24 protein-coding genes and 1 riboswitch are annotated in these 19,590 nt (G+C 66.1%); of the genes, 17 read left to right on the top strand and 7 right to left on the bottom strand.

The features are described from left to right. The first annotated feature begins 57 nt into the window (after positions 1 to 57). Positions 58 to 810 (top strand): SDR family oxidoreductase, encoded by a 753-nt coding sequence (locus HWN72_RS13705; RefSeq protein WP_051211533.1) that lies wholly within the window; start codon positions 58 to 60, stop codon positions 808 to 810. Positions 811 to 823: 13 nt separating this feature from the next. After that, positions 824 to 1,630 (top strand): SDR family NAD(P)-dependent oxidoreductase, encoded by an 807-nt coding sequence (locus HWN72_RS13700; RefSeq protein WP_008831320.1) that lies wholly within the window; start codon positions 824 to 826, stop codon positions 1,628 to 1,630. A 12-nt stretch (positions 1,631 to 1,642) separates the two neighbouring features. On the opposite strand, the gene HWN72_RS13695 is transcribed toward HWN72_RS13700, so the two are convergent. Continuing rightward, complete coding sequence (locus tag HWN72_RS13695) at positions 1,643 to 2,167, bottom strand: hypothetical protein (RefSeq protein WP_008831319.1); 525 nt, start codon at positions 2,165 to 2,167, stop codon at positions 1,643 to 1,645. Between the two features lie 128 nt (positions 2,168 to 2,295). Between HWN72_RS13695 and HWN72_RS13690 the strand changes: the two genes are divergently transcribed. The 4 genes from HWN72_RS13690 (at position 2,296) to HWN72_RS13675 (ending at position 5,824) form a co-directional block, all read left to right on the top strand. Continuing rightward, positions 2,296 to 3,096, top strand: a complete 801-nt coding sequence (locus tag HWN72_RS13690; RefSeq protein WP_008831318.1) for an SDR family oxidoreductase — start codon at positions 2,296 to 2,298, stop codon at positions 3,094 to 3,096. Continuing rightward, entirely contained in the window at positions 3,093 to 3,518 is a 426-nt protein-coding gene (locus tag HWN72_RS13685; RefSeq protein WP_008831317.1) for a nuclear transport factor 2 family protein, read from the top strand. Before HWN72_RS13690 ends, HWN72_RS13685 begins: the two co-directional genes overlap by 4 nt. A gap of 41 nt (positions 3,519 to 3,559) precedes the next feature. Then, positions 3,560 to 4,705 (top strand): aminotransferase class I/II-fold pyridoxal phosphate-dependent enzyme, encoded by a 1,146-nt coding sequence (locus HWN72_RS13680; protein ID WP_036526408.1) that lies wholly within the window; start codon positions 3,560 to 3,562, stop codon positions 4,703 to 4,705. Between the two features lie 672 nt (positions 4,706 to 5,377). After that, positions 5,378 to 5,824, top strand: coding sequence for a hypothetical protein (locus HWN72_RS13675; protein WP_036526477.1), 447 nt, complete (start codon positions 5,378 to 5,380; stop codon positions 5,822 to 5,824). Between the two features lie 198 nt (positions 5,825 to 6,022). Here HWN72_RS13675 and HWN72_RS31090 read toward each other — a convergent pair whose 3' ends face one another. Continuing rightward, on the bottom strand, positions 6,023 to 6,190 hold the full coding sequence (locus HWN72_RS31090) for a LuxR C-terminal-related transcriptional regulator (protein ID WP_008831314.1): 168 nt from the start codon (positions 6,188 to 6,190) through the stop codon (positions 6,023 to 6,025). 17 nt (positions 6,191 to 6,207) lie between these two features. Beyond that, positions 6,208 to 6,663 (bottom strand): hypothetical protein, encoded by a 456-nt coding sequence (locus HWN72_RS31085; RefSeq protein WP_008831313.1) that lies wholly within the window; start codon positions 6,661 to 6,663, stop codon positions 6,208 to 6,210. A gap of 364 nt (positions 6,664 to 7,027) precedes the next feature. Here HWN72_RS31085 and HWN72_RS13665 point away from each other — a divergent pair, with 364 nt between their 5' ends. Continuing rightward, the gene (locus tag HWN72_RS13665; RefSeq protein ID WP_069708221.1) at positions 7,028 to 7,852 is read left to right on the top strand and encodes a flagellin; all 825 of its coding nucleotides are present in this window, start codon (positions 7,028 to 7,030) and stop codon (positions 7,850 to 7,852) included. 185 nt (positions 7,853 to 8,037) lie between these two features. Here the strand turns inward: HWN72_RS13665 and HWN72_RS13660 are convergent, their stop codons facing one another. Further along, entirely contained in the window at positions 8,038 to 9,090 is a 1,053-nt protein-coding gene (locus HWN72_RS13660) for a HoxN/HupN/NixA family nickel/cobalt transporter (protein ID WP_069708220.1), read from the bottom strand. Positions 9,091 to 9,276: 186 nt separating this feature from the next. Beyond that, a riboswitch (cobalamin riboswitch) is annotated at positions 9,277 to 9,520 on the bottom strand. Between the two features lie 66 nt (positions 9,521 to 9,586). Then, positions 9,587 to 9,790 carry a nuclear transport factor 2 family protein gene (locus HWN72_RS13655; RefSeq protein ID WP_008833135.1) on the bottom strand — a complete coding sequence of 68 codons (204 nt, stop codon included), beginning with the start codon at positions 9,788 to 9,790 and terminating at the stop codon, positions 9,587 to 9,589. A gap of 39 nt (positions 9,791 to 9,829) precedes the next feature. Between HWN72_RS13655 and HWN72_RS13650 the strand changes: the two genes are divergently transcribed. From HWN72_RS13650 to HWN72_RS13630, 5 genes are all read left to right on the top strand, one after another. Further along, a complete protein-coding gene (locus HWN72_RS13650) occupies positions 9,830 to 10,501 on the top strand; it encodes a sigma-70 family RNA polymerase sigma factor (RefSeq protein ID WP_008833134.1) in 672 nt (223 codons plus the stop codon). A 212-nt stretch (positions 10,502 to 10,713) separates the two neighbouring features. Beyond that, positions 10,714 to 11,763, top strand: a complete 1,050-nt coding sequence (locus HWN72_RS13645) for a ribonucleotide-diphosphate reductase subunit beta (protein ID WP_008833133.1) — start codon at positions 10,714 to 10,716, stop codon at positions 11,761 to 11,763. A gap of 166 nt (positions 11,764 to 11,929) precedes the next feature. Beyond that, complete coding sequence (locus HWN72_RS13640; RefSeq protein ID WP_156799824.1) at positions 11,930 to 12,454, top strand: hypothetical protein; 525 nt, start codon at positions 11,930 to 11,932, stop codon at positions 12,452 to 12,454. A 51-nt stretch (positions 12,455 to 12,505) separates the two neighbouring features. Beyond that, the gene (locus HWN72_RS13635; RefSeq protein ID WP_008833131.1) at positions 12,506 to 12,931 is read left to right on the top strand and encodes an MAPEG family protein; all 426 of its coding nucleotides are present in this window, start codon (positions 12,506 to 12,508) and stop codon (positions 12,929 to 12,931) included. After that, on the top strand, positions 12,928 to 13,215 hold the full coding sequence (locus tag HWN72_RS13630; RefSeq protein ID WP_008833130.1) for a DUF1294 domain-containing protein: 288 nt from the start codon (positions 12,928 to 12,930) through the stop codon (positions 13,213 to 13,215). Before HWN72_RS13635 ends, HWN72_RS13630 begins: the two co-directional genes overlap by 4 nt. Here the strand turns inward: HWN72_RS13630 and HWN72_RS13625 are convergent. Beyond that, the gene (locus HWN72_RS13625) at positions 13,212 to 13,586 is read right to left on the bottom strand and encodes a DUF4870 domain-containing protein (RefSeq protein ID WP_008833129.1); all 375 of its coding nucleotides are present in this window, start codon (positions 13,584 to 13,586) and stop codon (positions 13,212 to 13,214) included. The two genes, HWN72_RS13630 and HWN72_RS13625, sit on opposite strands and share 4 nt — an antisense overlap. A 61-nt stretch (positions 13,587 to 13,647) precedes the next feature. Further along, positions 13,648 to 13,986: a hypothetical protein gene (locus tag HWN72_RS13620; protein WP_211150472.1), complete on the bottom strand. Its 339-nt coding sequence runs from the start codon at positions 13,984 to 13,986 to the stop codon at positions 13,648 to 13,650. Positions 13,987 to 14,117: 131 nt separating this feature from the next. Here HWN72_RS13620 and HWN72_RS13615 point away from each other — a divergent pair, with 131 nt between their 5' ends. The 5 genes from HWN72_RS13615 to dut all read left to right on the top strand — a co-directional run bounded on the left by HWN72_RS13615 (position 14,118) and on the right by dut (position 19,590). Continuing rightward, positions 14,118 to 14,888, top strand: a complete 771-nt coding sequence (locus HWN72_RS13615; RefSeq protein WP_008833127.1) for a class I SAM-dependent methyltransferase — start codon at positions 14,118 to 14,120, stop codon at positions 14,886 to 14,888. Positions 14,889 to 15,032: 144 nt separating this feature from the next. Further along, positions 15,033 to 16,610: a 2-polyprenylphenol 6-hydroxylase gene (gene ubiB, locus HWN72_RS13610; protein ID WP_008833126.1), complete on the top strand. Its 1,578-nt coding sequence runs from the start codon at positions 15,033 to 15,035 to the stop codon at positions 16,608 to 16,610. Further along, positions 16,577 to 17,740 (top strand): hypothetical protein, encoded by a 1,164-nt coding sequence (locus tag HWN72_RS13605; RefSeq protein WP_008833125.1) that lies wholly within the window; start codon positions 16,577 to 16,579, stop codon positions 17,738 to 17,740. Before ubiB ends, HWN72_RS13605 begins: the two co-directional genes overlap by 34 nt. Before the next feature lie 37 nt (positions 17,741 to 17,777). Further along, entirely contained in the window at positions 17,778 to 19,136 is a 1,359-nt protein-coding gene (locus HWN72_RS13600; protein WP_008833124.1) for a phosphopantothenate--cysteine ligase family flavoprotein, read from the top strand. Beyond that, positions 19,120 to 19,590: a dUTP diphosphatase gene (dut, locus tag HWN72_RS13595; protein ID WP_008833123.1), complete on the top strand. Its 471-nt coding sequence runs from the start codon at positions 19,120 to 19,122 to the stop codon at positions 19,588 to 19,590. The genes HWN72_RS13600 and dut overlap by 17 nt, the downstream gene beginning before the upstream one ends.

The raw sequence follows: 19,590 nt of genomic DNA, 5'->3' as shown, positions 1-19,590 counted from the left end.
CTGTACGCCCGGCGGGCTTCAGCGAATGCATACGAAACGAATGGGAGAATGCCGCCGATGACCAAGCTCCTTGCAGGAAAAGTCGCGCTCGTGACCGGGGCATCGTCTGGCATCGGCGAAGCGGCGGCGCTTTGCCTGGCAGAGGCAGGTGCCGCCGTCGCCATGTCGGCCCGGCGGGCTGAGCGGCTCTCCGGCCTCGTCGCTAGGATCGAGGCGGACGGCGGTACGGCGCTGGCCATCCCGGGCGACATGACGGTGGAGGACGATGCCCGCCGCGCGGTGGCCGAAACCGTCGAGAAGCTGGGCCGAATCGACATCCTGATCAACTCGGCCGGGATCATGGAAGCCGGGGGAATCGAGAATTGCGATACCGCGATCTACCGCCGGGTCATCGACATCAATCTGATGGGGACCGTCTACACCTGCACTGCCGCCGTGCCCCACATGCTGGAACAGGGTGGCGGTGACATCATCACCATTTCATCGCTCGCGGGCCGTAAGGGCGGTCCGATGACGAGCGCTTATTCCGCCAGCAAGCACGCGGTGAACTTCATGACCGATGCGATGCGGCAGGAACTGGGCGGCCGCAACGTGCGCGTCACCACGCTGATGCCCGGCGCGACCGAGACCGAGGTGGGCGACAACATCTCCGATCCAAACTGGCGCGCCGCGATCCAGGCGCACGTCGCCAAGGAAGGCGCGGTGAAGCCGAGGGACATCGGCGAGGCCATCGTCTTCATCGTGGCGATGCCGCGTCGCACGAACATCTCGGAAATAACGATCCGGCCGACGATCGACACGTCGGCCTGAAGGGAGAGGGAAGATGGCCGGAAGGCTTCAGGACAAGATCTGCATCATTACCGGCGCCGGGTCCGGGATGGGGCGCGCGATGGCGCGGCTGTTCCATACGGAAGGGGCGAAGCTGCTGCTCGCCGACATCTCGGGCAAGGAGGACGAAGTGGCTGCCGATCTCGGCGGCGAGGTCGTATCGATCCATTGCGACGTCTCCAGCGAGGCGCAAGTCAAGACGATGATCGCAAGGGCCGAGGAGAGCTTCGGCAGGCTCGACGTACTGTGCAACAACGCCGGTTTCGGCGGCGGGATGGCGCCGCTCCACACCCAGACGACCGAGCTGTGGGACAAGGTGCACGCCACCAACATCCGGGGCGTGTTCCTCGGCATGAAGTACGGCATCGAGTCCATGCTGAAGACCGGCGGCGGAGCGATCGTCAACACCAGTTCGGCTTCGGCGGTGATCGGGTGGAAGCACCACAGCGTCTACAGTTCCGCCAAGGCGGGCGTGCACCAGCTCACCAAGGTCGCGGCATTGGACTATTCGGACAGCAACATCCGCGTGAACGCCGTGGCGCCGGGGACGATGTGGACGGGGCTGGTCGAGGCATCGAAGACGCATGATGCGCCGCCAGAGGGTTTTCCGACGCTCGCCGGGATACCGATGGGGCGCTGGGGCCGCGCAGAGGATATCGCATTGGCCGCGCTGTTCCTCGCCAGCGACGAGGCGGCCTACATCACCGGGGTGATCCTGCCGGTGGACGGCGGCTATTCGATCGGATTTTCCGGCATGGGGGCGGAGCGGCCCGGGATCGTCAGCGCCAACAGCGACGGGTAGCTGGGCGCCGCCCTAAAGCCAGGGCGCCACCGGTATGCCCGTCAGCGAGGGATCGGCCCACAGATACTCGGTGAAATGGCCGATCCTCCTGCGCGTATCGACGTAGCAGAAGCACAGCTTTGCTTCGTCGGACGGCTTGGCCGGGAACCGCAAGGCAAGCGCCTCCCCGCTGGCGCGCACGTCCTGCAGCAGGGCCTGCCATTCAGCGTAAGGCCCCGGCACCGCGATCCCGATGTGGTGGAAGGCGAGGACCTGCGCCGACAAGTCCGCCGCGTCCGTGTAGATTTCGGTGACGCCCGAGATCGGCTCGATGATCTCGAACTGGCGCAGGCCGCCGGGGCCGCCGATATTGGCGATCGCTGACTTCACGCCCAGCCTGCGCGTTTCGCCGTAGGAGAGGACCTCGATCTCGGATTCGCTGCGGCGCAGGCCGGTGATGCCCAGTTGCGTCTCGGCGTGCATGATCGCCGCGTCCATGTCGCGCGTGGCGTAGCTCATCTGGATGAGCCGCCCGTAGCGCCTGCCGATATGCGTCATGGCGACGCCTCTCCCTGTTCTCATCGTCCCGGCGGTGATGACCGGCGGCCTTGGCGATTGCAAGATAGTGTCCGCTTCTTCAAAATTCCCACAAGGCGGCAAGGCCGCGCTGAGGAGAGGCAAAACCCATGGATTTGAGCGAAGCAGGCCACGCGTTCGTCACCGGCGGCGCAAGCGGCATCGGCCTGGGTATCGTCGATGCGATGGCCCGCAAGGGGCTCAAGGTGACGATCGCCGACATCGATGCCGAGCACCTCGCCGCAGTGCTGGCCGATCGCGGTGGGGCCGTTCGCGGCGTCGTCCTCGACACCCGCGACCGTGAGGGCTGGGCGCGCGCGAAGGCCGAGGCGGAAGGTGTCTTCGGCCCGGTCGATGTGCTGGTCAACAACGCCGGCATCGCTCCCAACGGCCGCGAATTCGCGGACATGGACCCGGCCAGCTTCGACCGCATCGTGGCGATCAACCTCACCGGCATTGCCAACGGCGTCTTCACCTTCGCCGCCGATATGCGGGCAAGGTGCAAGGGGCACGTGGTCAATACCTCCTCGCAGGCCGGTCTCACCGCGAGCGTGCCGGGCGTCGGGGCCTATGCGGTCGCCAAGTTCGGGGTAACTGCGCTCACGGAGGCGTTGAGGCAGGAGATGGCTCCTCATGGCGTGGGTGTGTCGCTGCTTTGTCCGGGTTATGTTGCCACGAACCTGGCCGAGAACACCCGCAAGGTCGGAGGCGAAATCCGCCAGTATGCGGGCGCCATGCCGCCCTCCGGCGTGACGGCCGAACATATCGCCATGATGGTGCTGGCGGGCATCGAGGCCGACGAACCGTGCATCGTCACCCATGCCCGCGTCTGGCGCAGCGTGGAACCGCGTTTCACGGCGATCCGCGCGGCCTGCGAACGCCGCGACGCAGTGCAGGGCGCCGCTGCATGACCGAGGAACGGTTCGCCCGGATCGAGGCGCAGATCGCCATCGCCGACCTCGTCCACGGCTACGCGCGGGCCGTGCGGCGCGAAGCCTATGAGAGCATCCCCGCTCTTTTCGCCCCGACCGGGACCTTCGAAGTCCGATCCGGCGCGCCCGATCGCACCGAATATGCCGTGCGCCAGCGGTTCGAGACACCCGAGGCGCTGGCCGCCTTCCTCCTCGAAGGGAAGGGCCGGCCGCATCCCGTGCCGCTGATCCATAATCTGATGGTCGAGGTCGCCGGAGACACCGCGCGGGCCAACGCCATGATGGTGGCGCCGATCACCGGCACCAACAAGCAGGTGACCGGCGAATATCACGACAGCTTCGTGCGGCTGGACGGCTGCTGGCTCTTCGCCGCGCGCATCTACACCATCTTCGCGGCCTGACGCGCATTGCATGACGCCTGCACGGCGCGTAGCAGGCGTGCATGATCGCGCACGTCGAACCCTTCCACGCCACGACCATCGGCCGTCTTGCCTACGAACTCGCCGCCGAGGGGCGCGACGTGATCCACATGGAATACGGCCAGCCCTCCACGGGCGCTCCGGCCGCGGCCATTGCCGCGGCCCATACGGTGCTCGATGCCGAGGCCGGTGGCTACTGGGAGAGCCCGGCGCTGCGCGAACGGATCGCGCGGCACTACGCCGAGGCTTATGGCGTAGTGGTCACGCCCGAGCAGGTATTCCTGACCTGCGGTGCCTCGCCTGCCTTCGTGCTGGCGCTGTCCTGCTGCTTCCGCCCCGGTGCGCGAGTGGCGCTGGCCCGGCCGGGATACGTCGCTTACCGCAATGCCATGCGCACGCTCTATATCGAGCCGGTCGAGCTGCCCTGCGGCCCGGCCGAGCGCTACCAGGTCACCGCCGCCGCCCTCGACGCGCTCGATCCGGTGCCCGAGGGGCTGATCCTTGCCAGTCCGGCCAACCCCACCGGCACCGTCATCGCGCCGGAGGAACTTGCGGCCATCGCGCAGGTCTGCGCGCGCAAGGGCATCACTGTGATCTCCGACGAGATCTATCACGGCCTGACGTACGGCATGACGGCCGACTCCCTGCTCCAGCACGTGCCCGAGGCACTGGTGGTGAACAGCTTTTCCAAGTGGTTCTCGATGGCCGGCTGGCGGCTGGGCTGGCTGGTGGTTCCTTCGCGTCTGATCGAGGCTGCGCGCGCACGGATCGCCAACCTGTTCCTGACCCCGCCGGTGCTGGCGCAGCACGCGGGGCTGGTCGCCTTCGACTGCACCGAGGAACTGGAGGGGCACCACGCCAATTACGCGCGCAATCGCGAACTGCTGCTGGCCGCGCTCCCCCGTCTCGGCCTGCAGCGCATCGCGCCGCCGGACGGGGCGTTCTACATCTGGGCCGACATCGGCCACCTGACCAACGACAGCTTCGCCTTCTGCCGCCAGCTCCTTGCCGACACCGGCGTCGCCACCGCGCCGGGCATCGACTTCGACCCGGTCGATGGCAACCGTTTCATCCGCCTCAGCTTCGCCGTCTCCACGCTGGAGATCGAGGATGCGATCGAGCGCATGGTGCCTTGGTTCGCTGCGCGCGGGAACACTGCCGGCGTTTGACATTGGTTTGCTGATACGATCCTGCATGGCTCATAGTCGAGAGAAGGGCAGTATGATCGTCACCGGCCGCGGCCTGCGCGCGCGGGGGCGAATCACTTTGCGAGCAAGCCTGCGAGACTGCCGATAGAGCGCGGCAAAGGCTGCACGAGGTCGATGGAGTGCGATTCGCGATGGCGCCGATGCCCGGCATGGCGGCATTTTTCGGAGTGATGGATTCTGTGCCGGTACCACAGTCCGGTGACCGGCCGACCACGTGCCCGCGCCCATGCTTCGCGCAGATGCGGATGCTCACCCGGGCAGCCGTCATGCGCACGATTTCAGAAAGTCATGTGATCTGCACCTGGACAATATCGGGACGCGACATGGAGTTACTGCCCCAACGCTCGCAAGGACGGGTGCGGGGCGTCGATACCGGACACGATCTGGGCCCCGCCGAACCGGCCCGGTTCGCGGATAAAATTGCCGCGACAACCCGTCCCTAGCGGCGGTTTGCCTAAGGAAATTTCCGCAAGGGGTCTGCGCAGCCGTGAATACACGGGTGTTTCACCTAGCCTCTATAAGATGTAACAAGGCGGGACAGCGAATCCGGGCTACAGGGAACTGCGTATTGACGCTGGGCCAGGTCTGGGGACTGTGGCGCACCCTTCGGACGCGAAAGACAACGATAAGGCAATGGCAAGTACTTCGAACAGTGTCGGCAGCGATCGCGTTCATGCGCGCCGTCTGCGTGACTTCCTCCACGATTGCGCGGGCAGTGCCGCCTGCGAGGAGATCGACCGTATTCACGAAGCGCTACACCTGCTGAGCGGCAGTGGCGTCGACGGAGCCGTACCGCTCGACCGCGTACGCATCAACGCCATGCTGGACTGCGGCGCGGGGATGAGCGCCGTGCTGGAGATCATCGGTCCGGACATGCCGTTCATGCTTTCGCGGGGCGGTCACGATACTTGTCTTGCGACCGTGGTGCCTCCGGGCGGCTCCGAGGAAGCTATCGCGGAAGGTTCGACGCTCGCGCTCGCTATGCTGGCGGGCCATGTCGCGGCGGTGCTGGCGAAGGGTGAACGCGGCGCTCATGCCGCAGATGTTCCGCTGGCCTCGGCCTCCATCCGACTGCACTGACACCGCCGGCCCCAAACGATCCCGCGACAGGCCCGGTCGGGAGGGGAATACGACCGGGCCCGCATCGTCGTCCGGAGATCAGGCGACTGCGGATCAGGCGTCGGCGCCTTGGCAACGGGTGGCGCCGACAGCTTTGATGTACCGCGATCGTGGCTAACGGCTCGTTCACGCACGCCTAGGGATATTGCCGGATTGGCGTCAGTTCACGAGGGATGCCTCGATCGCGATGCGGCTCGCGTCGGACGTGTGATTGGCGCCCAGCTTGTTGAGCATGTTGGCGCGGTGGGTTTCAACCGTTCGCGGGCTGATCGAGAGTCTTTCTCCTATCAGGCGGTTGGACAGGCCGCTGGCGACGCTGCCCAGCACTTCGCGTTCCCGCCGGGTCAGGCGATGTAGTCGATCGCGCCATCGAGGATGGCCTGGACGATGCGCTGCGCGCCGGACTCCTCGAAGAAAGCGATGTTCGGAAACCATTCGCCGTGGCTGGCCATGCTTTCGATCAGATCGTCGATCGCGCCCGCCTGGTCGTGGATCTCCGGATTGGCGGCGATCGGGTCTTCTGGGCCGGCCATGGCGGCGAGGATCATCGCCAGCGACGTCTCGTTGACGGGGGCGGCGTAAGTGACGGAGGTGTGGCTCGCGCCTTCGCGCACTATCCCCGGCATGTTCCCACGCGAAAGGCTGACGCGGCGGCGGCGCGGTTTCCCGGGTGTGTGATCGGCCGCATCGCGAAAATCGATTGCAGCGGTGTCGAAAAGAGAGGCGGCAATGGCGCTCGCGCGCTGCATCACCGGGCCGTGTAGGCGGAGCTTGTCGTGGATGCCCGGCAATCCGGTCATATCGCGCTCCTTCTAGAATTAACCGTGTTCTGAAGGTGCTTATGAGGAGCGGACGGCAAAGAGAGCGGTAATTTAGGGGGGGAGATGTGCTTAATAATTACCGTCAGAAGGACGATCTAAATGGGCCGTCGTCCCGGACTTTATCCGGGACCGCTGGGGTTTCTTGGGGCAATCGCAGGCCGCGCGCGGCGATGTGGGCGGTTCACGGCCAGCGGTCCCGGATCAAGTCCGGGACGACGAGTCGAATCGCAAGCGCTTGTTGAACCCCGTACTTAAACTTCCTCGCCCCCTGCCGGTTTAGGGGCTGGCGGCGCTGGAAACCCACCCGCCGGGACCAACGGGACACTTCACGGGAACACGCACAATGTTAGTCATCAACACCAACATCAGCGCGATCCGCGCCTCGAACGCATCGAATTCGGCCAACAAGGCCCTTGGTACCGCAATGGAGCGCCTGTCGACCGGCAAGCGCATCAACTCGGCCAAGGACGACGCGGCGGGCCTCGCCATCTCGACCTCGATGACCTCGCAGATCCGCGGCATGAGCCAAGGCATCCGCAACGCCAACGACGGCATCTCGCTGGCCCAGACCGCCGAAGGCACGCTGTCGGAAGTCGGCAACATGCTGCAGCGCGTGCGCGAACTGGCGATCCAGTCGGCCTCGGGCACTTACCAGACCTCGGACCGCGCGGCGATGCAGCAGGAAGTCTCGGCGCTGACCACGCAGATCAACGACAGCTTCACGCAGGCCAAGTTCAACGGCAACACGCTGATCTCGACCACCGCCGGCGCCGACCTCACCTTCAACATCCAGACCGGTTCGCAGGGCGGCCAGCAGGTCGGGCTGACCTCCAAGGCGATCGACGGCACCAAGGTTTCGGCGACCGCCCTCGACGTGACCGACGCCACGAAGGCGGCGACCACGCTTACCAACGTCGATGCCGCGCTGTCGGACGTCAACGCCACCCGCGCCTCGCTGGGTGCCGGCCAGAACCGCCTCGAATCGGCGATCAACAACCTGACCAACACCACCACCAACTTGTCCGACGCCCGCAGCCGTATCGAGGACGCCGACTACTCGGCCGAAACCACCGCGATGGCCAAGGCGCAGATCCTCAGCCAGGCATCCACCGCGATGCTCGCACAGGCCAACCAGAGCCAGCAGAACGTCCTCTCGCTGCTGCGCTGATAACGGACTGAAATATAGAACCTTCCTATCCCGGAAGGTTCGGAAAGCCCGGTGGTTCCCCATGACCGCCGGGCTTTCTTGCGTGGTAAAAGACCCACCCCCAGCCCCTCCCGCAAGCGGGAGGGGAGCAGAAAGGGATTGCCCTCCCGCAAGCGGGAGGGGGGCGAGACTTGCTCGTTTACGCCCTAGTCGCAGCGGGGTGGGCTGGCCGCCGCCCCCACTTCCACCGTGTCCAGACCGCCCCAGCGGTACACGGCCCAGCTCAGCAACCAGCACACCACGAACAGGCCGACGATCAGGAAGCCCAGCGTGTTGAACTGCTCCGAAAGCGAGGCCGCCCCGGACCACACGCCGCCCTCCAGCCCGAATTTGTCCGACAGCAGCGCGGCGGTCTGGATCGAGCCGATCACCAGCGCCACCATGGCCGAGATCGCGGTGATGACGATGTTGTAGTAGAGCTTGCGGATCGGCTTGACGAAGGCCCATTCGTAGGCCCCCAGCATGATGACGCCGTCGGCGGTGTCGAGCAGGGCCATGCCCGCCGCGAACAGCACCGGGAACACCAGCACCGACCCCAGCGAAACGCCGTCCGCCGCATGCGCGCCCGAGAGGCCGAGGATGGCGACTTCGGTGGCGGTGTCGAAACCGAGGCCGAACAGGAAGCCGAGCGGCGCCATGTGCCAGGCATGGCGCACCAGCCGGAACACGGGGCGCAGGATTCGCGCGATCAGCCCGCGTCCGGCGAGCAGCATGTCGAGGTCTTCCTCGGCATAGGTCCCGCCGCGCCGCACCTCGACGAAGCGTTGCCAGACCCCGCGCAGGATCGCGAGATTCATGATCGCGATCAGGAACAGGAAGCAGGCGGAAATGATCGTCGCGATCACCCCGCCCGAACGGCCGAATGCCTCGAAATCATCGAGAGTGCCTGCTGCCAGCGCGATGGTGGTCGCGGCGATCAGGACGATGGCGGAATGGCCGAGCGCAAACCAAAGGCCCACGGTGATCGGGCGCTGGCCTTCCTGCATCAACTTGCGAGTGACGTTGTCGATGGCGGCGATGTGGTCGGCGTCCACCGCGTGGCGCAGGCCGAGGCTCCAGGCGAGGAGGGCGGTGCCCAGCATCACCGGGCTGGCGTGGAACAGGCTGAACGCCCAGCCCCAGACGACCAGGTTGGCGGCGACGAGCAGAAAAAAGAGCACGGTTATCCGGCTCTTGAGAGAGGTTTTCGCGGGCGACATCGGCGTTCTGATCCGTCTTCGCGTCAGCGACCTGACGGGGGCGTGCCGCGCACTCGGCGCGGTCGGCACGGGAGGCCCCGGACGGACGCGGCAGCGCCCGGCGTCCCTCGCGCCGATGCGGCCCCCGCCGCACGTTGCGTCGCTCAGACGGAAGTTACCGTGCCGCGGCCATCCCCTGGACCAAGGCAAGAGCGACCGGACGCAGGCAGGTCTCCTGGCTCGCGGGTCATCGCTTGATGCATGGCCTTCCCGTGGCCTCGCATGTCGCAGCGTCCGGCCCAGTGGCTGCCGGCGACCACCTTCGGGGCACCGGCCTATGCATCGCGCTCGCCACTTACAGTTGCAGGGACAGCCCCGGATTCGGATGAGAACATCCTCACCGCGTTCCCTTTTAAGCCCCTTGCGGGGCACCGGCGCGATCTTTCGCCGAAATGCTCAAGGTGAACGCTTCGGCGCGGCCTTCCTAATCGCGCGCCTGCTCCGCCGCAAGAGGGGGCTATTCGGCGATGTTCATCGCGTATGTGCGCCGGGCGAAGCGCCAGCGGCCGTCGTGGCGGACGAGGTCGTCGAAGTAGCGGGCGGCGAATTTCATCACCTTGCCCTCGATCCGGGCGATCTCGCGTACGTGGCAGCGGCCCTCGGCGGTGTCGCCCGAAACCTGGATCGCGCCTGGCATGGCGAAAAAGACCATCGCGTCCATCGTGGCGAACAGGTCGTCCCAAGTGCGCGAGAGGGCTTCGTGGTCCGCCGCTTCCTGCCGATGGTCAAGTGGCCGGCTTGGCACGTTCACGGCACCGGGCGTCCGGGGATCGAACTGGAGGATCTGGTGGAGGTCGGCCTCGTCGCGCTCACCGAATGCGCGCAGAAACACGATCTGCCGACCGAGGACGGCTTCGCCGCCTATGCCAAGATGCGGGTGCGGGGGGCGATGGTCGATCTTGTGCGCCGCAACGTGCAGGGCACGCGCGGCACGTCCGAGCGCCGCCGCATGCTGGCGCACAAGGAGACGCAGCTTCGGGGCTGGCTCGGCCGCGATCCCCGGCCTGACGAACTGGCGCAGGCGATGGGCATGGGCGAGGGTGAGTTGGTCTCGCTGCAGGATGCTGCCCGCCCGATGCGTTTCGAGCCGATCGATGAGGTCTATTCCGACCAGTGGATGACTTTCGCGACGGAAACGCCTGACAGCTTCGCGATGCTGGTCGACGCCGAGATGCGCGGCGCGGTCATCGCGGCGATCACCGACCTGCCGGACCGGCTCAAGCTGATCGTGCAGCTCTACTTCGTGGAGGAACTGAACCTCGCCGAGATCGCCGAGGTCTTGCAAGTTTCGATCCCGCGCGTGCATCAGCTGAAAGCGCAGGCGATCGACAAGCCGCGAGAGAGCCTGAAAGGCGTCGCCGAAGTCCTCTGACCGGCACAATCCGGGGATTCATGCGAGGGCGGCGAAATTAATCACACCCACAACCCCTTGGGGCTGCACTTTTTCCTTGCCCCCACATATTCCTGTGGGAAGATGATTCACGCACTCGATTTGCGCGCGATCTTGCCTATCTCTGGCCTTTCCGCCCAAGCGTGAAAGCGTTGTGGGCGAACGCAATTTCAGACGATCCACCGGAGCCGCCCATGTCCCTTCTCGAAGCCCGCAAGACCTACAAGCCCTTCGAATATCCCTGGGCTTACGACTACTGGAAGATCCAGCAGCAGGTCCACTGGCTGCCCGAGGAAGTGCCTCTGGGCGAGGACTGCCGCGACTGGGTGCAGAACATCTCGGATCATGAGCGCAACCTGCTCACCCAGATCTTCCGCTTCTTCACGCAGGCCGACGTGGAAGTGCAGGACTGCTACCATGAGAAGTACGCGCGCGTCTTCAAGCCGACCGAGATCAAGATGATGCTCACCGCCTTCTCCAACATGGAGACGGTGCACATCGCGGCCTATTCGCACCTGCTCGACACCATCGGCATGCCCGAGAGCGAGTACGGCGCGTTCCTTGAGTACTCGGAACTCAAGGACAAGCACGACTACCTGCAGAAATTCGGCGTCGACAACGACGAGGACATCGCCCGCACACTGGCGATGTTCGGCGGCTTCACCGAGGGCGTGCAGCTGTTCGCCAGCTTCGCGATGCTGATGAACTTCCCGCGCTTCAACAAGATGAAGGGCATGGGCCAGATCGTCTCGTGGTCGGTGCGTGACGAATCGCTGCACTGCGAAGGCATCATCAAGCTATTCCACGCCTTCTGCGAAGAGCGTGGCTGCCTCACCAAGGCGGTGAAGGACGATATCGCCGATCAGTGCCAGACCACGATCCGTCTCGAGGACAACTTCATCGACCTGGCGTTCGAGCTGGGCCCGGTGCCGGGCATGACGCCCAAGGATATCAAGAAGTACATCCGCTACATCGCCGATTGGCGCCTTGGCCAGCTGGGCATGAAGCCGATCTACCTGATCGAGGATCACCCGCTGCCCTGGTTGCAGCCGCTGCTCAACGGCGTCGAGCACGCCAACTTCTTCGAGACCCGTTCGACGGAATATTCGAAGGGCGCCACCCGCGGCGACTGGAACACCGTGTGGGCCAACTTCGACTCGCGCAAGAAGGTGCGCGCGAACGACGAGCCGCTGGTGGACGATGGTTCTGAGCCCGGCCTGTTCGGCGAAGTGGCGGCGGAGTAAGTCGTATCGGATCGGGAATGGGGGCAATTTTTCCTCCATTCCCGCCGGATTGGGGCTCATTCCTCGTATTTCGCCGGATGTTTCCGGCCTCCCGCAGCGGGTAGCTCTTGGCAACCGGCTTGCTTCATGCGCATTTCTCCTGAGAATTCTGTCCGGAGAAACGGTCTTGCCCCGTACTATGCTGCTGCTGAGCGCGCTTGCGCTCGCTCCTGCAATCACCGCCCCGCCGGCGCTCGCCCAGACGTCGGCTCCCGTCTCCGCCGACAGCAAGGCGGGCAAGCGCGCCCTGCTTGACGAGAACGCGGTCACCGTGCGCAATGTGTCCCGCGAAGAACTCGTCCACGGACTTCCGCTCGTCGATGACGACGGCTTCGCCATCGGCACCGTTGAACGCCTCGCCGGTAACGAAGTGGTCGTCTCGGACGGGACGGCCGAGTACCGTGTGCCGTTCACGCAAGTCTATGCCTTCAGTAAGGACGGCGCCGATCATTACGCCAGCCGCACCCCGAAATCCCGGCTCAAGCCCGAACCGATCGTCGCCTCCGCTCCGCCTCCGCCGCCGACCGATGCCGACGAGGACTGGGAGAAGCTGGGCCCCGAGGGTGGTCCGCTCCCGGACGAACAGGACGAACCGGAGGCCGCTGCGCCTGCGGACGTAGCGCCGGATAGGGCTGCAACGCCCAGTAACTGACCGGGCGATTCCCGCTCCCTTACGCGGAACCATCATGAAGGAGGCCGCCGCATGTCCCATAACCCGACCCTAATTTTCCTGCCGATGCTGGTGGTGGTCGCGCTGACGTTCGTGGCTTTCGTGCGCATGGCGGTCGCCCGCACCGGTATCATCAAGTCGATGGATCCCGACTACTACCGTGCGCACATCGGCCCGCCCGAGCCCGAAAGCGCCCGCGCGGCGGTGCGGCACTATGACAACCTGTTCGAACTGCCGACGCTGTTCTACGCCGCCTGCCTCACCGCTTTCGTGGTGGCGGTCGTGGGACGCTGGACGCTGATCTTCGCCTGGGGCTACGTCGCCGCGCGGGTGGTGCAGAGCCTGATCCACATGACCTACAATAACCCGGCGCACCGGGGCGGGGCCTTCGTTCTGGGCATGCTGTTCACGCTCGCCTTGTGGATCAACCTTGCGGTGTCGATCTTCGCCCGCCTGTGACCGGCCTGAATTTGACGGACGTTCTGTGGGTGCTGGCGGCGGGGCTCAACCTCGTCGCCTTCGCTGCTTTCGGCATCGACAAGGCCCGCGCGCGGCGGGGAGAACGGCGTATCCCGGAATCGCGGCTGCTGCTTCTCGCGCTCGCGGGCGGGACGCCCGGCGCTTATGCTGGGCGCCGGGCCTTCCGGCACAAGACGCGCAAGCAACCCTTCGTCGCTCAGCTCCACACCATCGCCGCGGTGCAGGCGGCGGGTCTGGCGTACCTTGCGTACGGGGCGTTCTAAACCAGCCAGCTGCCCGGATTGGGCATCGGCACCTGCTTCTGCGCGTTGAGGATACTCATCACGCAGCGCACGATCACCAGAACCGACACCGCGATCAGGATCGGGATGCCGATCAGCACGAGCGTCAGGATCGTGCCTACCACCATGCCGAGGAAGAACAGCCAGAACGTGCGGATCGCATATTCGTAGTGCGACACCTCCCATGCGGCCTTCGCGTCCCCGCGCCAGGCATAGGCGAGCACGACGCCGACGATGCCCGTCACTCCGGTCACGTAGGATGCGAGATAGAGCAGGTTTATGATCGTCGGCTGGTTGAAGTCGAAACCCGACTTGGGCGCCGAACTCGCGGGTCTTGGGTCGAAGTCGGTCATTGGTTCTTCCTCCTGTTTTCCCCTGAAGGGAGGGTGCCTCCATTGGGCCGGGCTGGCAAGTTCACTGCGACTTCTTCCGTTCGCGCGCCTTGACGCGGCGGATCTTGGCGAGGTCGCCTTCAAGGATCCTCAATGCGTCGCGCTCCGCCTCGGAGAGCCGGGCCGTGTCGAAATGGGCGATCAGCACTTCCAGGGCATCGCCGATCCGGCCCAGTTGGCGGCCGTAACTGCCGACTTCATCGAGGATCGCGCGCTCGGTCTCGGGGTACCTGGTTTCGCCGATGTTGACGTTGACCAGCCCGACCTGCGAGCCCTCGAACGTCCAGGTCCAGGGATTGATCGCCTGCCACAGCTTCTCGGGCGCGAGGCTGAAGGTGGGCTGGAGGGACATTTCGGCCATCGCGTTTCTCCGGGAATGGGGACGCGGACAAGAATGCCGCAGGCGGCGGCGCCTGTGCATGACGAATCCCGTCACATCCTTGCGGTAAAAGCGGTGGCGCAGGCGCGCCCGGCCGTTTAGAGGACTGCGCCATGAGCAGCGAAATCAGTGGCCAGGCCGGCCCCGAAACCGGCAGCGAAACCGTTTCCTTCGGCTATGAAGACGTCGCGGCCGAGGACAAGGAAAGCCGCGTCGGCGCCGTCTTCTCCTCCGTCGCGCGCAAATACGACGTGATGAACGATGCCATGTCGGTGGGCATGCACCGCTTGTGGAAGGACAAGTTCGTGCGCCGCGTGCGTCCGCGGCCCGATGAGCAGATCCTCGACATGGCGGGCGGTACGGGCGACATCGCCTTTCGCATGGAAGCCGAGGGCGCGGTGGTCACCGTCTCGGACATCAACCAGGACATGCTCGACGTCGGCATCGAGCGCGCCATGGAGCGCGGCATCGACACGCTGGTGTGGTCGCGCCAGAATGCCGAGGAACTGAGCTTCCCCGCCCACTTCTTCGACGCCTACACGATCGCCTTCGGCATCCGCAACGTCACCCACATCGACAAGGCGCTGGCCGAGGCGCACCGCGTGCTCAAGTTCGGCGGCCGCTTCTTCTGTCTCGAATTCTCGACCACGGAGTGGCCGGGCTTCAAGGAAGTCTACGACGCCTATTCGCACAAGCTGGTCCCGAAGATCGGCTCGATGATCGCCGGGGACGCGGAATCGTACCGCTACCTGATCGAATCGATCCGCCGTTTCCCGCCGATGCCCGAGTTCGAAGGCATGGTGCGCAAGGCCGGGTTCAAGCATACCAAGGTCGAGCCGATCCTCGGCGGCCTCGTCGCGATCCATTCGGGCTGGAAGGTCTGAGATGATTTTCGCAGCTTCCCCCCTCCCGCTTGCGGGAGGGGCAGTGAGACTTGGCAGCTTGCTGCCTAGTCGCAGCGGGGTGGGCGCTGGCGCCGACCTTGCGTTCGGACGCGCCCGCCCCCTCCCGCAAGCGGGAGGGGAGAAGTGACCACCACCCCCGTCCACATCGCGCGTCTCCTCAAGTGGGGCCGCGTCCTCGCGCGCCATGGGGCGCTGCGCGGGATCGAGAACGACCGCAATGCCCCGGCGCCGGTCAAGCGCCTGTGCCGGATCGCGCGCTTCGGCACGCGCCAGCCGGCCGAGCCCGACTATGCCGGCGCCTTCCAGGAGATCGGCCCCGCCGCGATCAAGCTGGGGCAGGCGCTCGCCACCCGGCCCGACCTCGTCGGCGAAGGTCCTGCGCACAACCTGCTGACCTTGCAGGACAGCTTGCCGCCCGTGCCCTTCGCGGCGATCCGCGCGCAGATCGAGAGCACCTTCGGCCGCCCGCTCGAGCGCATCTTCGCCTCGATCGAGGAAACTCCGGTAGGCGCCGCCTCGATCGCGCAGGTCCACCGCGCGGTTACGCCGGACGGGCGCGACGTCGCCGTCAAGGTGCTGCGTCCCGGCATCCGCGAGCAGTTCGCGCACGACGTCGAGACTTATGAATGGGCCGCCGCTCATCTCGAGGCGCTTGGCAACGAGGCGGCGCGGTTGCGTCCGCGTGCCGTGATCGCGAACCTCAAGCGCTGGACCCAGCGCGAGTTCGATCTTCGCCGCGAAGCCGCTTCGGCCTCCGAACTCGCCGATGCGATGAAGGGGATCGAGGATTACCGCGTCCCCGACATCGACTGGGACCGCACCAACGGTTCGGTGCTGACGGTCGAATGGATCGACGGCATCAAGATGAGCAACCTCGCGGCGCTGCGCGAGGCGGGGCACGACATGCCCAAGCTCGCGCGCAGGCTGGTACTGACTTTTCTTACGCAGGCGATCTCCTGCGGGTTTTTCCATGCCGACATGCACCAGGGCAACCTGTTCGTGCAGGGGGCGCCCAATGGCGAGAACGGCCATACCACGATCGTCGCGATCGACTTCGGCATCATGGGCCGGATCAACCGTCAGGCGCGGCTGTGGCTGGCGGAAATCCTCTACGGCCTGACCACCGGCAATTACCGCCGCGTCGCCGAAATCCACTTCGAGGCGCAGTACGTCCCCAGCTATCACACGGTCGAGGAATTCGCGACCGCGCTGCGTGCCGTGGGCGAACCGATGCGCGGCAAGCCGGTGTCGGAGCTGTCGGTCGGGCAGATGCTCGACGGGCTCTTCGCGATCACCCGCGATTTCGACATGGCGGTGCAGCCCCACCTGCTGCTGCTGCAGAAGACCATGGTGATGGTCGAGGGTCTGGCCACCGCGCTCGATCCCGAGATCAACATGTGGGACGTCGCGGCGCCTTTCGTAAAGGACTGGATCCGCGATGAACTCGGCCCCGAGGCGGTGATCGTCGACCGGGTGCGCGAGGATATCGAGACGCTGATGCGCCTGCCCGCGCTGGTTCGCCGGATCGAGGACCGCTTCCCGCCCAAGGGCGGCGCGCCGGAACAGGCCCCGCTGCCGGAGGTGGAGCTGATCTGGGAGCGCCGTAAACGCGAAAGTAACCACTGGGGTGGCTATGCTCTGGCCGCAATCCTAGGGGGCGCGGCGGCGTGGGCACTGACGTACTGGACTCTTCTGAACTGACGGACAGGGGCCGCTTCGCGCGGCTCTCGCCCGGACTTGCCCGGCTGGCGCTGGCGCTGCTGGCGCTGGTGCTGGTCGCCTCGATGATCGCGCCGACCAACAAGCCGGGCAATCGCTCGCCGTGGGAGGGTGCGGTCGAAGGGCCGGTGGACGCGGGGGGCCAGGCCGTCATCACCCCGGACAAGCCCTATGACGAGGACCTCGCGCTGTACGAGGTCGCCATCGCCCGCATCCAGAAAGGCGAGAACTACTACGACTTCATCGTGCCCGAGCAGAGGGCGCGCAATTATCCGGTCAACCCCGGCATCGCGGTGCGCCTGCCGACGCTGGCCTATATCGACGCGATGCTCGGCGAGCGCGGGCAGATGGCTGCGGCGATGGCGCTGATGTTGGCGATCATCGCGGTGTGGTGGCGCCGTCTGGGCGAAGACACGGACGATGGCGGCCGTGTGCAGCGTCTGGGTGCCGCTATGGTATTCGTGGGTGCCTCTCTGCAGCTCAACCGGCACTATTTTCCGTTGCATGAATTGTGGGCGGGGGGACTGATCGCGCTGTCCTTCGGCCTGCACCGGATCGGCCGGGAGGGACAGGGCGGGCGCTGGATCGCGGCCTTCCTCTGCGCCGCGCTGGCGCTGGCGATTCGTGAACTGACGCTGCCTTACGTGCTACTCATGGCCGCTTTCGCGCTGTGGAACCGCAACTGGCGCGAAAGCGCGGCGTGGGCCCTGCTGATCGCGGTATTCTTCGCGGGGCTCGCCTGGCACCTCTCGATCATCGCGAGGGACGTGCTGCCGAGCGACCCGCACGGCCCGGCATGGCTGGTCATGCGCGGCATGGCGGGCTGGCTGGTCAATGTGGTGCAGTCGAGCAATTTGCGCTGGCTTCCGCACTTTCTCGCGGGTCCTGCGGTGGTGCTGATGACTTTCGGCTGGCTCGGCTGGCGCAGTCGCTCGGGGCTGGTCGGGTTCCTGCTTTGCGCCGGATACGGGCTTGCGTTCATGCTCGTCGGGCGGTGGGACAACTTCTACTGGGGGGCGATGATCGCCCCGGTCATGTTCGCCGGGCTGGTCTTTGCTCCGCGCGCGGTGATGCAACTGGTCGCTGCGGCCAAAGGGCCTGTGCCAAACTGATTGCGCCCATGCTCACGCTGTTGCAGAAGCCCCAGTCATGAACGGACCGCGCATTCTGCTGATCGTGGGCGGCGGCATCGCTGCCTACAAGGCCTGCGAACTCGTGCGCATCATCCGCCGCGAAGGCGGCTCGGTGACTTGCGTGCTGACCGAGGGAGGCGCGAAGTTTGTCACTCCGATGACGCTTGCGGCGCTATCGGAAAACCCCGTCCACACGACGCTCTGGGACCTCAAGAACGAGGCCGAGATGGGCCATATCCAGCTCAGCCGCCAGGCCGACCTCGTGGTCGTCTGCCCGGCGACGGCGGACCTGCTCGCGCAGATGGCGGCGGGCCTGGCGGGGGATCTGGCCACCACACTGCTGCTGGCGACCGACAAGCCGGTGCTCGCGGTTCCCGCGATGAACGTGCGCATGTGGCTCCACGCCGCGACACAGCGCAACGTTCAGACCTTGCGCGATTCCGGCGTCGAGGTGATGGAGCCCGACGAGGGCGCGATGGCCTGCGGCGAATACGGCCCAGGCCGCCTGCCCGAACCGGCGGAAATCTGGGAGCACATCGCCCGCTGCCTCGGCCATGGCCCCGAAGGTATCGTCGGTGACGAGCCGGGCGGCCTTTCCGCCACGATGATCCCGCGCGGGCCGCGTGCCATACCCGCCAGCACTTCGCCGCTGGCGGTCAAGGGCAGTGCCCGGGCGGCGCCCGCCACTGATCCCGGCGCGCTCGAACTGATCCCGCTCTCCGACGAGCCGCTGCGGCTTTTCGGCAAGCACGTCCTCGTCACCGCCGGACCTACGCACGAGCCGATCGATCCGGTGCGCTATATCGCCAACCGTTCCTCGGGAAAGCAGGGCTTCGCCATCGCTGCCGCCGCCGCCGAGGCGGGCGCGCGGGTGACGCTGGTGGCAGGGCCAGTCCATCTGCCGACCCCGCCGGGCGTCGATCGCGTCGATGTCGAGAGCGCGCTGGAGATGGCCGAGGCCGTCGACGCCGCGCTTCCGGCTGACGTTGCGGTGATGGTTGCCGCCGTTGCCGACTGGCGGGTGGTGCGCTCGGCCGATCAGAAGCTCAAGAAGGACGGCGGCGCCATCGCGCCGCTCGAACTGACCGAAAACCCCGATATTCTCGCCGGCCTTGCCCATGGCCTGCGCCGCCCGCCGCTGGTCGTCGGCTTCGCGGCGGAGACGCAGGACGTCATCCGCTATGCCCAGGCCAAGCGCGTGCGCAAGGGGGCCGACTGGATCGTCGCCAACGACGTCTCCGGCGACGTCATGGGTGGCGATGCCAATACCGTCCACATCGTCATGGCCGACGAGGTGGTTTCCCTTCCCGAAATGCCCAAGGGGGACGTCGCGCGCGCCCTCGTCGAAAGGATTGCCGATGCACTCGCCGAATGAAGTCCCCGTCATGGTCAAGGTCCTGCCGCACGGGCAGGGGCTGGACCTGCCCGTCTACGCCACCGAAGGCGCGGCGGGCATGGACGTGGTCTCGGCCGAGGACGTGACGATCCCGTCCGGTGGGCGTCATGCGGTGGCCACCGGCCTCTCGGTGGCGATCCCGGTGGGTTACGAAATTCAGGTACGCCCGCGTTCGGGCCTTGCGCTCAAGCACGGCATTTCGGTGCCCAATTCGCCGGGGACGGTGGATTCGGACTACCGGGGCGAGGTCAAGGTCATCCTCATCAACCACGGCGCCGAAGGCTTCGACATTCGCCGCGGCGACCGCGTCGCGCAACTGGTTCTGGCGCCCGTGACGCGCGCCTCGTGGGTGGCCGTCGAGGAACTTGACGAGACGGCGCGGGGTGAGGGCGGTTTCGGCTCCACCGGCGGCGTGGTCGCGCTGGGGAGCTGA

It is taken from the genome of Novosphingobium sp. HR1a, assembly GCF_015594425.1.
GTDB classification, from domain to species: domain Bacteria; phylum Pseudomonadota; class Alphaproteobacteria; order Sphingomonadales; family Sphingomonadaceae; genus Novosphingobium; species Novosphingobium resinovorum_A.
Note: the sequence above shows the minus strand (reverse complement) of the source record. Positions and strands in the feature narration are given on the sequence as shown.

Bases quoted from the DNA above. Each gene is read 5' to 3' on its own strand.
- HWN72_RS13705 (WP_051211533.1), top strand. From the start codon at position 58: ATGACCAAGCTCCTTGCAGGAAAAGTCGCGCTCGTGACCGGGGCATCG.
- HWN72_RS13700 (WP_008831320.1), top strand. From the start codon at position 824: ATGGCCGGAAGGCTTCAGGACAAGATCTGCATCATTACCGGCGCCGGG.
- HWN72_RS13695 (WP_008831319.1), bottom strand. From the start codon at position 2,167: ATGACGCATATCGGCAGGCGCTACGGGCGGCTCATCCAGATGAGCTAC.
- HWN72_RS13690 (WP_008831318.1), top strand. From the start codon at position 2,296: ATGGATTTGAGCGAAGCAGGCCACGCGTTCGTCACCGGCGGCGCAAGC.
- HWN72_RS13685 (WP_008831317.1), top strand. From the start codon at position 3,093: ATGACCGAGGAACGGTTCGCCCGGATCGAGGCGCAGATCGCCATCGCC.
- HWN72_RS13680 (WP_036526408.1), top strand. From the start codon at position 3,560: ATGATCGCGCACGTCGAACCCTTCCACGCCACGACCATCGGCCGTCTT.
- HWN72_RS13675 (WP_036526477.1), top strand. From the start codon at position 5,378: ATGGCAAGTACTTCGAACAGTGTCGGCAGCGATCGCGTTCATGCGCGC.
- HWN72_RS31085 (WP_008831313.1), bottom strand. From the start codon at position 6,663: ATGACCGGATTGCCGGGCATCCACGACAAGCTCCGCCTACACGGCCCG.
- HWN72_RS13665 (WP_069708221.1), top strand. From the start codon at position 7,028: ATGTTAGTCATCAACACCAACATCAGCGCGATCCGCGCCTCGAACGCA.
- HWN72_RS13660 (WP_069708220.1), bottom strand. From the start codon at position 9,090: ATGTCGCCCGCGAAAACCTCTCTCAAGAGCCGGATAACCGTGCTCTTT.
- HWN72_RS13655 (WP_008833135.1), bottom strand. From the start codon at position 9,790: ATGGACGCGATGGTCTTTTTCGCCATGCCAGGCGCGATCCAGGTTTCG.
- HWN72_RS13645 (WP_008833133.1), top strand. From the start codon at position 10,714: ATGTCCCTTCTCGAAGCCCGCAAGACCTACAAGCCCTTCGAATATCCC.
- HWN72_RS13635 (WP_008833131.1), top strand. From the start codon at position 12,506: ATGTCCCATAACCCGACCCTAATTTTCCTGCCGATGCTGGTGGTGGTC.
- HWN72_RS13625 (WP_008833129.1), bottom strand. From the start codon at position 13,586: ATGACCGACTTCGACCCAAGACCCGCGAGTTCGGCGCCCAAGTCGGGT.
- HWN72_RS13620 (WP_211150472.1), bottom strand. From the start codon at position 13,986: ATGGCCGAAATGTCCCTCCAGCCCACCTTCAGCCTCGCGCCCGAGAAG.
- HWN72_RS13615 (WP_008833127.1), top strand. From the start codon at position 14,118: ATGAGCAGCGAAATCAGTGGCCAGGCCGGCCCCGAAACCGGCAGCGAA.
- HWN72_RS13600 (WP_008833124.1), top strand. From the start codon at position 17,778: ATGAACGGACCGCGCATTCTGCTGATCGTGGGCGGCGGCATCGCTGCC.
- dut (WP_008833123.1), top strand. From the start codon at position 19,120: ATGCACTCGCCGAATGAAGTCCCCGTCATGGTCAAGGTCCTGCCGCAC.